The 12,513-nt window shown below is 61.6% G+C and carries 9 protein-coding genes and 1 pseudogene; 8 read left to right on the plus strand and 2 right to left on the minus strand.

Features of this window, described 5'->3' with window-relative positions:
- The first annotated feature begins 235 nt into the window (after positions 1 to 235).
- The 6 genes and pseudogenes from ACTD9P_RS01585 (at position 236) to ACTD9P_RS01610 (ending at position 6,696) form a co-directional block, all read left to right on the plus strand.
- Positions 236 to 2,392, plus strand: coding sequence for a DUF1631 domain-containing protein (locus ACTD9P_RS01585; protein WP_438866418.1), 2,157 nt, complete (start codon positions 236 to 238; stop codon positions 2,390 to 2,392).
- Between the two features lie 61 nt (positions 2,393 to 2,453).
- Positions 2,454 to 3,017 carry a 1,6-anhydro-N-acetylmuramyl-L-alanine amidase AmpD gene (ampD, locus tag ACTD9P_RS01590; RefSeq protein WP_438866419.1) on the plus strand — a complete coding sequence of 188 codons (564 nt, stop codon included), beginning with the start codon at positions 2,454 to 2,456 and terminating at the stop codon, positions 3,015 to 3,017.
- Positions 3,014 to 3,850, plus strand: coding sequence for a regulatory signaling modulator protein AmpE (gene ampE, locus ACTD9P_RS01595; protein WP_017134516.1), 837 nt, complete (start codon positions 3,014 to 3,016; stop codon positions 3,848 to 3,850). Before ampD ends, ampE begins: the two co-directional genes overlap by 4 nt.
- 1,229 nt (positions 3,851 to 5,079) lie before the next feature.
- Positions 5,080 to 5,283, plus strand: a pseudogene (locus tag ACTD9P_RS01600) (HAMP domain-containing protein); the annotation flags it as partial.
- Between the two features lie 153 nt (positions 5,284 to 5,436).
- Entirely contained in the window at positions 5,437 to 6,141 is a 705-nt protein-coding gene (locus ACTD9P_RS01605) for a methyl-accepting chemotaxis protein (protein ID WP_438866446.1), read from the plus strand.
- 126 nt (positions 6,142 to 6,267) lie between these two features.
- On the plus strand, positions 6,268 to 6,696 hold the full coding sequence (locus tag ACTD9P_RS01610) for a hypothetical protein (RefSeq protein WP_138816878.1): 429 nt from the start codon (positions 6,268 to 6,270) through the stop codon (positions 6,694 to 6,696).
- Here ACTD9P_RS01610 and ACTD9P_RS01615 read toward each other — a convergent pair.
- The gene (locus tag ACTD9P_RS01615) at positions 6,643 to 7,419 is read right to left on the minus strand and encodes a TatD family hydrolase (protein ID WP_438866420.1); all 777 of its coding nucleotides are present in this window, start codon (positions 7,417 to 7,419) and stop codon (positions 6,643 to 6,645) included. The two genes, ACTD9P_RS01610 and ACTD9P_RS01615, sit on opposite strands and share 54 nt — an antisense overlap.
- A gap of 2 nt (positions 7,420 to 7,421) precedes the next feature.
- Positions 7,422 to 8,417 carry a catabolite repressor/activator gene (cra, locus tag ACTD9P_RS01620; protein WP_438866421.1) on the minus strand — a complete coding sequence of 332 codons (996 nt, stop codon included), beginning with the start codon at positions 8,415 to 8,417 and terminating at the stop codon, positions 7,422 to 7,424.
- A gap of 294 nt (positions 8,418 to 8,711) precedes the next feature.
- On the opposite strand from cra, the gene ptsP reads away from it, so the two are divergent.
- Together ptsP and pfkB are read left to right on the plus strand one after the other, a co-directional pair.
- Complete coding sequence (gene ptsP / locus ACTD9P_RS01625; protein WP_438866422.1) at positions 8,712 to 11,570, plus strand: phosphoenolpyruvate--protein phosphotransferase; 2,859 nt, start codon at positions 8,712 to 8,714, stop codon at positions 11,568 to 11,570.
- On the plus strand, positions 11,571 to 12,512 hold the full coding sequence (gene pfkB / locus ACTD9P_RS01630; protein WP_438866423.1) for a 1-phosphofructokinase: 942 nt from the start codon (positions 11,571 to 11,573) through the stop codon (positions 12,510 to 12,512).
- Position 12,513 lies beyond the last annotated feature (1 nt).

Genomic DNA, 12,513 nt, shown 5'->3' on the forward strand with positions numbered 1-12,513 from the left:
TCCACAAACAAAGTGCCTCGATTATAGGGGCAGCGCGCCGCTGAACCCATACTCACCACTCATTTACAGCGCATTGGCAGAGTTCGCTGGCGCAACAACCCCCATTTGCAAGATAATCTCGCGCCTTGCAATTGGCGTCATAGCTTTGACGTTCTGGAGATAACCGGTGTTTGCAGCCCGATGGGCTTGTCGCCGATTTTTCGCCAATTCAACACCGCCGTTTCAGGAGGCCAGGATGCACATTGACGGAAAGGTGGTGCCCATCAATCGGGCACAGGCCACGCCATCGCCGCTCGCGCGCCTGCCGGTGGTGTTGCTGCAGGTTCGCGACAAGGCCGCACAGCAGTTGCAGCAAGGTTTGCAGGAGCTGTTCGATAACGCTGACGACACCCTGTTCGAAATGGCCGACAAGGCCCGCAGCAACGTTGACCATCATATTTTCTTCGAAGCCATGCGTGACCTGCGCCTCAAGCGCAAGAATTTCGAGCGCGTGTTCATGGAGCAATTGTTCGCCGCTTTTGTCGACCTCGGCCAGGCCGAACGCGGTGAATTGCAGCTGGTGCCGGTGGTGTCCTATGAGGCGGTGCCGGGCACGTCCAGAGATGCGCTGGAAAAAGCCGTCGCGCTGGAAGCCATGCTCGGCCGCGTTCGACATCGCGATGGCCTGGCGCTGGGGCAATTGACCGCGCGCCTGGGCGCGTTGCTCGGCAACCCCCTGGATGAACGCGATAACCCGCTCGGCCCGGCACTGCTGTGCGAGTTTTTCCTGCGTGCGGGGCGCAGCCTGGGGGTGGAGATTCGCGTCAAGCTGATCATGCTCAAGCTGTTCGAGAAGTATGTGCTCAGTGACGCCGACCAACTGTACGCCGAGGCTAACCAACTGTTGGTCGCGACTGGCGTTTTGCCGCAGCTCAAGACCGTGCCGTCACGCCGCCCTGGTGGGCGTGAAGCCCGCGAGCAGCAACGCGAAGGCAGTGTGCAGGCCGTGGATCAGCCCTTGGATGAAAACGGCCAGCAAGCCTTTGCCGCGTTGCAGAAATTGCTCGCTGCCGTGCGTGGCAGCGTCGCGCCCACCCTGGAAGCCTGCGCCGAACCCCTGCCCATCGCCACCCGCGATTTGCTGCGCCTGCTCTCCCACCTGCAGCAATATGTGCCGGAGCCCGAGGCCGAAGACGACTTCGACCTGCGTAACCAGCTTGAGCAATTGTTGACTCGCGTGAGCGTCAAGAGCGGCAAATCCCGTGTGGTGGAAGACGCCGATGAGGACGTGATCAACCTGGTCGCGCTGCTGTTCGAGTTCATCCTTACGGATCACAGCGTGCCTGACGTATTCAAGGCCTTGATCGCACGCTTGCAGATTCCGCTGTTGAAAGTGGCGGTGCTGGACAAGAGTTTTTTCAGCCGCGCCAGCCATCCGGCGCGACGTCTGCTCAATGAAATCGCCAGCGCCGCCATGACATGGAGCCCGCGCGATGACTATCAACGTGACAGCCTGTACCTGCGCACTGAGCAGGTGGTGCAACGGCTGTTGAATGAGTTCGTCGAAGACCTGGCGATTTTCCCTCAAGTGCTGGCGCAGTTCAGCGCCTTCACCGCCGACGAGCGCCAGCGCAGCGAGTTGCTCGAACAGCACACCTGCGAGGCCGAAGAAGGCCGGGTGCGCACAGACGCGGCGCGTCAGCGGGTGGCCGAGGTGCTCAATCGACGGTTGGTGGGCCGCGTGTTGCCGCAGACCGTGGTGCAGTTTGTTCAGCAGGCCTGGAGCCAGGTGCTGTTGCTGGCCAGCCTCAAGCAGGGCGAGCAGTCAGTGCAATGGCAGGCGGCCGTGCGCACCCTGGACGAATTGATCTGGAGCGTCAGCCTGCAAAAAGACACCGAGGCCGGCCGGCACTTGCTCGAACAACTGCCCGGCCTGCTCAAAGCCTTGCGTGATGGGTTGACCAGCGCAGCGTTCGACCCCTTCAGCACCCGCGAGTTTTTTCTGCGTTTGCAGGCCATGCACTTGCAGTCGTTGGAAGGCCAGAGCCTGGATACAATGATCGAGGTGCGCGAGCCGTTTTCACTCATTAGCGACGTGCCTGACGTGATCCCGAACCTGCCCAGTGATGATCCGCAGTTGCTCAAGGTCCAGCAGTTGCGCATTGGCAACTGGTTTGAGTTCCAGCAAGACGACGGCAGCCGGCTGCGTTGCAAGCTGAAGGCCATCATGGCACCGGCTGACTGCTACATTTTCGTCAGCCGCACCGGGCTCAAAGCCCTGGAGAAAAGTGCCGGCCAATTGGCCTTGGCCCTCAAGCAGGGCGCGCTGCGCAGCCTCGATGAGGAGCTGCTGTTCGACCGCGCGCTGACGTCGGTGATTGGCACGTTGCGCCAACTCAATCGCGGCAAGTGATCGCAACCGCAGGGCTGAACGCGGCATACTGGTAACACCTCGTCTCATTCAAGGAACCCGTATGCAGTTGGACCCCACCAGCGGTTGGTGCCAGGGCATCCGTCATTGCCCGTCGCCCAACTTCAACGAGCGCCCCGCCGGCGAGATCTCACTGTTGGTGGTGCATAACATCAGCCTGCCACCGGGGCAGTTTGCCACTGGCAAGGTGCATGAGTTTTTCCAGAATCGCCTGGATGTCACGAAACATGCCTACTTTGAAGGCATTGCGAGCCTACGGGTATCTGCGCATTTTCTGATTGAGCGCGACGGCTCGGTGACACAGTTTGTTTCCTGTCTGGACCGTGCCTGGCATGCCGGGGTGTCGAGTTTCGAGGGTCGTGAAGCGTGCAATGACTTTTCCCTCGGGATCGAACTGGAAGGCACGGACGAGCTACCGTTTACCGATGCGCAATATGTGTCGCTGATCGGCCTGACACGACAGCTGTTGGCGGCCTACCCAGGCATTACCCCGCAGCGTATTTGTGGTCACAGTGATATCGCCCCGGCGCGCAAGACCGATCCGGGCCCGGCTTTTGATTGGACGCGCTTTCGCAGCGCCCTGCAGGATGGAGGACACGCACGATGAGTTTCCTGGTGTTGGTGCTGGCAGTGTGGATCGAGAAGTTTTCGGCCCTGCGTCGGCGGTTGCAACGTGACGGCGGATGGCTGCGCGAGCTGGCCAAGCTGGAGTCGAGCCCGCGCATGGGCAAGCAGCCTTGGCTGATCCTGGTACTGCTGGTGTTATTGCCGGTGGCCTTGCTGGGGTTGTTGCTGTTGGTGCTGGAGCCCGTGGCTTATGGCCTGTTGGCACTGCCGGTGCATTTGCTGGTGGTGATCTACAGCCTGGGGCGTGGCGACTTGCTGGGCGAGCTTGGGCCGTTTCGCGACGCCTGGCGGCGCGGTGACCTGCAAGCTGCCGAGCACGTGGCCGAGCGCGACCTGAAGGTGGCCGCCGACAGTGGCGAGCAACTGCTGGAGCGGGTTCAAGGCCATTTGCTGTGGCAGGCCTACCAAAGCTTTTTTGCGGTGATTTTCTGGTATTTCCTGCTGGGCCCTGTCGCGGCCCTGGCTTATCGGCTGTTGGCATTGGCCAGCGAGAACAGCCAGAACCCACTGGTCGCCGAACGCGCCGGGCAATTGCGTCACGCATTTGACTGGCTGCCGGTGCGTCTGCTGGCGGCCAGCTTTGCCCTGGTGGGTAACTTTGTCGCGGTCAGCCGTGTGATGCTGCATGAGCTGTTGAGCTGGGACATCAGCGCTGCGCAACTGATGGAAAAAGTCGGCCTGGTGGCGGCTGAGATTCCACCGCCGGTGGTGGGGGCCGATGGCATCAACAGTTTGGATCGTCTGTGGGAACTGCTGCTGCGGGCCGCGGTGCTGTGGTATGCCGGGTTTGCGATCTGGACGGTGTTGCCTTAATAACCGGCGGTCAAATGTGGGAGCTGGCTTGCCTGCGATGGCATCACCTCGGCATGACTGAAAAACCGCGGTGCCTGTATCGCGGGCAAGCCCGGCTCCCACACAAGTCAGCTTCCACTTTAGGTTTGTGGTGATTTTTCAAGCCATTAACCTTACGTTACAAAACTCCCTTTCAAATTGAGCTATACAGTCAGAGCGCCAAATAGTGGCTATCTGCCGCCGCCCTGCGCCTCAATAAAAATAAGAAAGGGAGCTCACCCGTGAAGCGCTTGCTCTATCCCGCTGTCGCCCTGATGAACCGCCTGAGTTTTGGCATGAAGTTCAGCCTGATCAGCGTGCTGTTCCTGCTGCCGATGCTGGCGACCAACTACTTTTTGGTGCGCGACTCGTGGTCGCAATTCCAGGGCACTCGCATTGAACTGCAAAGCCTCGACTTGCTCGGCAGCAGCCTGGCGTTGCGGCGCGACCTGGAAACCCTGAACAATCAGGTGCAAATCAACGCGGTGCTGGGGCAATCTGGCAAGGCTGGCGATCTTGAAGGCAAGATCAGCGCTCTGGAGCAGAGTGTGCTGAGCCGCTTGCAAAGCCTCAACGCCATGACCGCCGACCCCGAGCAAGCCAGCGCCTTCGAGGGCAAGCGCGACGAGTTGATCGCTGCATTCAAGGCCCAGCAGCAGGAAACCTCGCTGCTGAGCAAAAGCGCATTGATCGGTAAACTCCTCAACAAGGCGCAAATGTTGAGCCAGATCATCGCCAGCCAGTCCGGCTTGAGCCGTGACCCTCAGAGTGATTTGCGCCAGCTCAGTGAGCTGCTCACCAGCGTCACCGCGCAAGTCACTCAAACCCTGGGCGAGGGGCGGGCCATGGGCGCGTACTCCTTGGGCCAGGGCTTTCTCAACTCATCCTCGAGCACGCGCTTTGATGAGCTGTTGCAACAGTTGGAAAAACTCCAGGCTGAATACGCCTTGAAGTTGCAGGACGCGCTGGGCGCCAGCACCGCCGCGCGCACGGCGCTCGACAGCCAGGCCCAAGCCAGCGGCGCCAGCCTCAAGCAAGGTAGCGAGTTGTTTGAAGAGCAGGTCGTCATGGCGCAAACCCTCGACGCCCCATGGCAGGGTTTCTACGAGGATGTCAGCCAACTGATGGCCCAGACTTACCAGCTCAATGAAGCCACCCTGAGGTTCCTTGAGCAGCAACTGCAGCAGCGCCTGGCGCAAAACCGCACGCATATGGTGGTATTGGTGTGTGCCCTGGTGGCGGTGTTCCTGCTGATCTTCTATTTGTATGCAGGCTTCTATGCCTCCACGCGCACTACCTTGCGCCGATTGGGCGCGATGATGGACAAAGTGGCGGCCGGCGACATGACCGTCACGTTTGTGGCCCACAGTCGCGATGAACTGGGCGACCTGGGCCAAGTGTTCAATGGCACGGTGGCCAAGATCCACGACCTTATAGAGCGTGTCGGGCACACCGTCAGCCAGGTCGAGCTGCAAGCCGGGCAGGTGCAGGCCGTCTCATCGCAAAGTAATCAGGCGGTGTCCGGCCAGCGCAGCCAGATTGAACAGGTGGCGACGGCGATGAACCAGATGTCTTCCACGGCCCAGGAAGTGGCGCGCAGCGCGGCGGCGGCGGTCAACAGCGCCCAAAGCGTCAACGACGAAACCGTTACTGGCCGTGGCCTGGTGCAATCCCAGCAGGGCAGCATTGCGCGCCTGGCATCTGAGATTGATGAATCGGTACGGGTGATCAATCAACTGGCCATCGACAGCCAGTCCATCAGCAGCGTGCTGGAAGTGATCAAAAGCATCGCCGAACAAACCAACCTGTTGGCGCTCAATGCGGCGATCGAGGCGGCGCGTGCCGGTGAGCAAGGGCGTGGTTTTGCGGTAGTGGCCGATGAGGTGCGCACCCTGGCTCGACGCACTCAGCATTCCACTGAAGAAATCGAACAGATGATCAGCCGTTTGCACAGCGGCGTAGGCGCGGCGGTAAAGGCCATGGGCACCAGCCATACCATGGCCAATGGCACGGTGGCCCAGTCGGAAAAGGTCCAGCAGGCGCTGGAAAATATCCTCGGCGCCGTAGGCATGATCGTCGACCAGAACCAGCAGATCGCCGCCGCCGTGGAGCAGCAAACCGCAGTCGCTCACGATATCGACCAGAACATCGTCGAAATCAATCGAGCCGGCGAACATGCGGCCCAGGGCGCGCAGCAGACCGAAGCCGCCAGCCGGCAGTTGTCATTGCAGGTCATCGAGCTGAAGCACTTGATTGGGGCGTTTCGCGTGTAAGACCTGCGCGTAGGAATAGGCTTGATGGTTTGTGGTGCCGGTCCTGATTTTTTGCTGTGCCTGTTCTGAGGCTGCGGTTGGGTGAGAATTTGTTTCACCCACTCAAGGGTCTCGGGAGGCAACGCGATGACGGCGGTTATCGGCATCAAAGGGCACTGCGCCCATTGCGACATCACCTTCGAACTCAAGCCCTGGCAATTGAACGCCATTGCTATCCATGAGCCGTTTGATTGCCCGTATTGTCAGTGGGTCCTGGAATTGAACTGCCCCAGACAACTGCGCCAGTTCAAATCACTGGATCACTGGGCCATGGTGCACCCAAGCTTGATGGTATTGACCAGCGTGGTGCTGATCGTGGCGATGGTGGCCGAGTGGCTGGGCCTGATCAGCATGATCGGGCAGCTCAACGTTTCATTGCTGGTGGTGCTGATCCACTTTCTGATGCTGCGTTTTGTGCGCCACCGGCAGCGGCTGACCTTGGAACTGCAAGCAGTCAACGTGCTACCAGTTGAAGAGCTCGCACGCATTGCGTGTGCTCGTTTCGGCCAGCACTGAAGGGCTGATGCCCATCCGTTCGGCCAAGGCGTTGCAGATATCCGGCAGGTGTTGCGGGCTGTTGCGCTGGCCGGGGTACATGGCGGGCGCCATGTCCGGCGAATCGGTTTCCAGCACCAGCGCCTCAAGCGGCAGCTGGGGCAGCACCTTGTGCATGCGCAGCGCCTGGGGCCAGGTGGCCGCGCCGCCCAGGCCCAGTTTGAAACCAAGCTTGATGTATTCGCGGGCCTCCTCAACGCTGCCGGCAAACGCATGAATGATGCCGCCGCGCGGCAGGCGGATACGCTTGAGCGTGGCGATCACTGCCGCGTGGCTGCGGCGCACGTGCAGCAGAGCTGGGAGCTGGAACTCCACGGCCAGTTTCAGTTGCGCTTCAAACAGGCTTTGCTGACGTTCGCGGTCCAGCTGTTCGAGGAAGTAATCCAGGCCGATCTCGCCGACGGCGCACAGTTGGCGATGGCCCTGCAGACGGGTCAGCCAATCACCCAGTTCGATCAGGTCGGCGGGGCGATGCTCATCCAGATATACCGGGTGCAGGCCGAAGGCGGCGAATAAACCGTCATCTTCCTGTACCAGATCCCACAGCCGTTGCCAGTTCTGCTGATATACACCCAGCACCACCATGCGCTGCACGCCGAGTTGACGGCTACGGGCGAGGACTTCCCGACGATCAGTGTCGAAATCCGGGAAGTCCAGGTGGGTGTGGGTGTCGATCAAATCCACGCTCAAGCCTCGTGAATGCGCTGCTTGAAGGTCCGGCCGATGGCATGTACGCCGGGCTCGTACTGTTCTTGTTCGATAGCGGCCAGGGCCAGGCGCAGGGCGGTGTCGGCGATCAGTTGATGTTGCTGGGCCATGGCATTGACCGGCAAGGGCAGGAAGTCGAGCAGTTGGGTGTCGCCGAACGTGCCCAGGCGCAACGGCCGGGATTTGAGCGGGAAGTCATGCAAGGCATCGAACACACCTTGCAGCAGCACGTAGGAAGTAGTCACCAGCGCGTCAGGCAGATGCCCCAGGCGTTGCAGGAGTTCTTCCATCAACTGGCGGCCACAGTCACGGCTGAAGGCTTCACCCTGTTCGACCAGTACCTCGCCCTTGAAGTCGCGCAAGGCTTCACGGAAACCGGCGGCGCGTTCCTGGCTGATGCTGAGTTCCGGGTGCGCACCGATCAGCGCAATCTGTTTGGGCAACGGCTGCAACAGGCTGCTGGTGAGTTGCTGGCAGGCCTGGCGGTCGTCGCTGACCACCGAGCAGAACTGCCCGGGTTCCATCACCCGGTCGATGGCAATCACCGGCAAGCCCTTGGCTTGCAGCTCGCGGTAGCTGTCATCGCTGGCCGGCAAGCAACTGGCCACGAACAGCGCATCGCAGCGCCGCGCGCGGAACAGTTGCAGCAGTTGGCGTTCGCTGTCGGCTTCATCATCGGAGCTGGCGATCAGCAGTTGGTAGCCGCGTGCCCGCGCGCCCTGTTCCAACAGCTTGGCGATGCGTGCGTAACTGGGGTTTTCCAGGTCGGGCAAGATAAAGCCCAAGGTGCGCGTGTGCCGACTGCGCAGCCCGGCGGCCTGAGGGTTGGGCGTAAAGCCATGGGCTTCGACCACAGCACGCACCCGCTCGACGGTGGCGTTGCTGATGCGTTGCTGTTCGGCCTTGCCGTTGATGACATAGCTGGCGGTGGTGACGGACACACCGGCCAGACGTGCGATATCACTGAGTTTCAAACCGGGATTTCCTTGTTTTCTAGAGCTTGCCCCGACATTTTGTCCAATCGTAACCGATTCCTGCACACGACTATTGTCTGAGCTCAAGCGCCGAGTGGTCCTTCAAGCTTGCATAATTAGCGCATAATCTGCCATAAATTCTAGATTAAACGTTTCAGCAGGCGTATTTTTACGATGTTCGCCACTGAGTGACTACTGCCAATTGACCACTCAGTCAGCTATTTTTGAACGCGCCTGCGCTGATTTATTCAAAACAATACCTAGTGCCCACAGTGCACTAACTAGGAGAACGGCATGCTTGAGCTCACTGTAGAGCAGATTTCCATGGGCCAGGTGGCCGTGGATAAATCTGCTGCCTTGCACCTGCTCGCGGACAAACTGGTGGCCGACGGCCTGGTCGCCGAGGGTTATCTGAGCGGCTTGCAAGCCCGTGAAGCCCAAGGCTCGACCTTTCTCGGCCAAGGTATTGCCATCCCCCACGGCACCCCGCAAACCCGTGACCAAGTATTTTCCACCGGCGTGCGTCTGCTGCAATTCCCCGAAGGCGTGGATTGGGGCGACGGCCAGATCGTCTACCTGGCGATTGGCATCGCGGCCAAATCCGATGAACACCTGCGCCTGCTGCAACTGCTCACCCGCGCCCTCGGTGAAACCGACCTGGGCCAGGCGTTGCGGCGTTCCGGCAGCGCCGAAGCCTTGCTGAAACTGCTGCAAGGCGCACCGCAGGAACTGGCACTGGATGCGCAGATGATCAGCCTGGGCGTGTCGGCCGACGATTTCGAAGAGTTGGTCTGGCGCGGCGCACGCCTGTTGCGTCAGGCCGATTGTGTGAGTAATGGTTTCGCCGCCGTGTTGCAGCAAGTCGATGCGCTGCCGTTGGGCGACGGCCTGTGGTGGCTGCACAGCGAGCAGACGGTGAAGCGCCCTGGCCTTGCGTTCGTGACGCCGGACAAACCGATGCGCTACCTCGGCCAGCCCCTCAATGGCCTGTTCTGCCTGGCCAGCCTTGGGGAAGCCCATCAGACTTTGCTTGAACGCCTCTGCACGTTGTTGATTGAAGGGCGCGGCCAGGAATTGGGCCGTGCTACCAGCAGCCGTGCAGTGCTTGAAGTACTTGGCGGCGAGTTGCCACCGGACTGGCCGAGTGCGCGCATTACCCTGGCCAATGCCCATGGTTTGCATGCACGGCCGGCGAAGATCCTCGCGCAGTTGGCGAAAAGTTTTGACGGCGATATCCGCATGCGCATCGTGGATGGCTCGGTAGGCGCGGTGTCGGTAAAAAGTCTGAGTAAGTTGCTGAGCCTCGGCGCCCGTCGCGGCCAGGTGCTGGAATTTGTCGCCGAACCTGCGATTGCCAGTGATGCATTGCCCGCGCTGTTGGCAGCGGTGGAGCAAGGGCTCGGTGAGGAAGTCGAGCCGCTGCCGACCGTGAGTGCCCAACCCACCATCCTTGAGATTGAACCTGCGATCAGCGCGCCCGTGTCCGGCAGCCAGGTCCAGGCCATCGCCGCCGCGCCTGGCATTGCCATCGGCCCGGCGCATATCCAGACCCAACAGGTTTTCGATTACCCGCTGCGCGGCGAGTCTGCAGCCATTGAGCGCCAGCGCCTGCACGCCGCGCTCACCGACGTGCGCGCGGATATCCAGGGCTTGATCGAGCGCAGCCAATCCAAGGCGATCCGCGAGATTTTCATCACCCACCAGGAAATGCTCGACGACCCGGAGCTGACTGATGAAGTCGATACGCGCCTCAAGCAAGGCGAGAGCGCTGAGGCGGCATGGATGAGCGTGATCGAAGCCGCGGCCAAACAGCAAGAGTCGTTGCAGGATGCCTTGCTCGCCGAGCGCGCTGCCGACCTGCGCGACATTGGCCGCCGGGTGCTGGCGCAATTGTGCGGCCTTGAAACCGCCCAGGAGCCGAGCGAACCTTACATTCTGGTGATGGACGAAGTTGGCCCCTCTGACGTTGCACGCCTGGACCCAACCCGCGTCGCCGGCATCCTCACCGCCCGTGGCGGCGCCACGGCCCACAGTGCCATCGTTGCGCGTGCCTTGGGCATCCCCGCGTTGGTCGGCGCCGGCGCGGCGGTATTGCTGCTGGCTGCGGGCACGCAGCTATTGCTCGACGGCCAGCGCGGCCGCCTGCATGTCGACCCCGACGCGGCCACGCTGCAACGCGCCACGGTCGAGCGCGACACCCGCGAACAGCGCTTGCAAGCGGCCTCGGCCCAGCGCCATGAACCGGCGCTGACGCGCGATGGCCATGCCGTGGAAGTGTTCGCCAATATCGGCGAAAGCGCAGGCGTTGCTGCGGCAGTCGAGCAGGGCGCCGAAGGCATCGGGCTGTTGCGCACCGAATTGATTTTTATGGCCCACCCGCAAGCACCGGATGAAGCCACCCAGGAGGCCGAATACCGCCGCGTGCTCGACGGCCTCGGCGGTCGCCCGCTGGTGGTGCGCACCCTGGATGTGGGCGGCGACAAACCGCTGCCGTATTGGCCGATTGCCGAGGAAGAAAACCCCTTCCTCGGTGTGCGCGGCATTCGCCTGACCTTGCAACGCCCGCAGATCATGGAAGCGCAATTGCGTGCGCTGTTGCGCTCGGCGGACAACCGCCCGCTGCGCATCATGTTTCCCATGGTCGGCAGCGTCGATGAGTGGCGTGCCGCCCGCGATATGACCGAGCGCCTGCGGCTGGAAATCCCGGTGGCCGACTTGCAGCTGGGCATCATGATCGAAGTACCGTCCGCCGCCTTGCTCGCGCCGGTACTCGCCAAAGAAGTCGACTTTTTCAGCGTCGGCACCAACGACCTCACCCAGTACACCCTGGCCATCGACCGTGGCCACCCAACCCTGTCGGCCCAGGCCGATGGCCTGCACCCGGCCGTGTTGCAACTGATCGACATCACCGTGCGCGCCGCCCATGCCCATGGCAAATGGGTCGGTGTGTGCGGCGAACTGGCGGCAGACCCACTGGCGGTGCCGGTGCTGGTCGGCTTGGGTGTGGATGAGTTGAGTGTGTCGGCCCGCAGCATTCCCGAAGTCAAGGCGCGGGTGCGTGAATTCAGTCTGAGCGAGGCCCAGGGCCTGGCGCAAAAAGTGCTGTTGGTGGGTTCGCCTGCCGAAGTGCGAGCCCTAGTGGAGGCCGTGTAAATGGCGAAGATTCTAACCCTGACGCTGAACCCGGCGTTGGACCTCACAGTCCGCCTGGCACACCTGGAACCGGGTGCCGTCAACCGCAGCGAAACCCTGCTGACCCATGCTGCCGGCAAGGGCGTGAATGTCGCTCAGGTGCTGGCGGACCTCGGGCATGACGTGAGCGTGGGCGGTTTTCTCGGCGCTTCAAACCCTGAGGCTTTCGAGGCATTGATCGCCAGCCGCGGGTTTGGCGACGCGTTCATCCGCGTGCCTGGCGAAACCCGTAGCAACATCAAGATTGCCGAGCAGGATGGTCGGGTCACCGACATCAATGCGCCGGGGCCGCTGGTGAGTGACCAGGCGCAAAAACAACTGCTCAAAATGGTCGCAATCATCGGCCCTGAATTCGATGCGGTGGTGGTCGCCGGCAGTTTGCCGCGTGGCGTCAGCGCACAGTGGTTTCAGGCACTGATACACGCGTTGAAAGACCTTGGTTTGAAAGTCGCCCTCGACACCAGCGGCGAAGCATTGCGCGCGGGCATCAAGGCCGGCCCGTGGTTGATCAAACCCAACACCGAAGAACTCGCCGAAGCCCTCGATTGCGCCACCGACGCCATCGCACAGCAGGCGCAGGCCGCCGAGCGGTTGCATGCTCAAGGCGTGGAGCATGTGGTGGTCTCCCACGGCGCCGACGGTGTGAACTGGTTCAGCCCGGGCACCGCGCTGCAGGCCACGCCGCCCAAAGTCAGCGTCGCCAGCACGGTGGGTGCGGGCGATTCGTTGCTGGCCGGGATGCTGCACGGCTTGCTCAGTTGTGATCTGCCGGAAGTCACCTTGCGCCGGGCCACAGCGATTGCCGCCATGGCGGTCACGCAGATCGGTTTTGGCATCAGCGACGACGCGCAGTTGGCGCGCCTCGAAAGCGGCGTCCATGTGCGCACGCTGACAGAACAATAAG

Source organism: Pseudomonas onubensis, assembly GCF_965653655.1.
GTDB lineage: Bacteria > Pseudomonadota > Gammaproteobacteria > Pseudomonadales > Pseudomonadaceae > Aquipseudomonas.

What these genes read in the sequence shown, in the direction of transcription:
- ampE (WP_017134516.1), top strand. Translation starts at nt 3,014, where the DNA reads ATGAGTTTCCTGGTGTTGGTGCTGGCAGTGTGGATCGAGAAGTTTTCG.
- pfkB (WP_438866423.1), top strand. Translation starts at nt 11,571, where the DNA reads ATGGCGAAGATTCTAACCCTGACGCTGAACCCGGCGTTGGACCTCACA.
- ACTD9P_RS01605 (WP_438866446.1), top strand. Translation starts at nt 5,437, where the DNA reads ATGTCTTCCACGGCCCAGGAAGTGGCGCGCAGCGCGGCGGCGGCGGTC.
- ACTD9P_RS01610 (WP_138816878.1), top strand. Translation starts at nt 6,268, where the DNA reads ATGACGGCGGTTATCGGCATCAAAGGGCACTGCGCCCATTGCGACATC.
- ACTD9P_RS01585 (WP_438866418.1), top strand. Translation starts at nt 236, where the DNA reads ATGCACATTGACGGAAAGGTGGTGCCCATCAATCGGGCACAGGCCACG.
- ampD (WP_438866419.1), top strand. Translation starts at nt 2,454, where the DNA reads ATGCAGTTGGACCCCACCAGCGGTTGGTGCCAGGGCATCCGTCATTGC.
- ptsP (WP_438866422.1), top strand. Translation starts at nt 8,712, where the DNA reads ATGCTTGAGCTCACTGTAGAGCAGATTTCCATGGGCCAGGTGGCCGTG.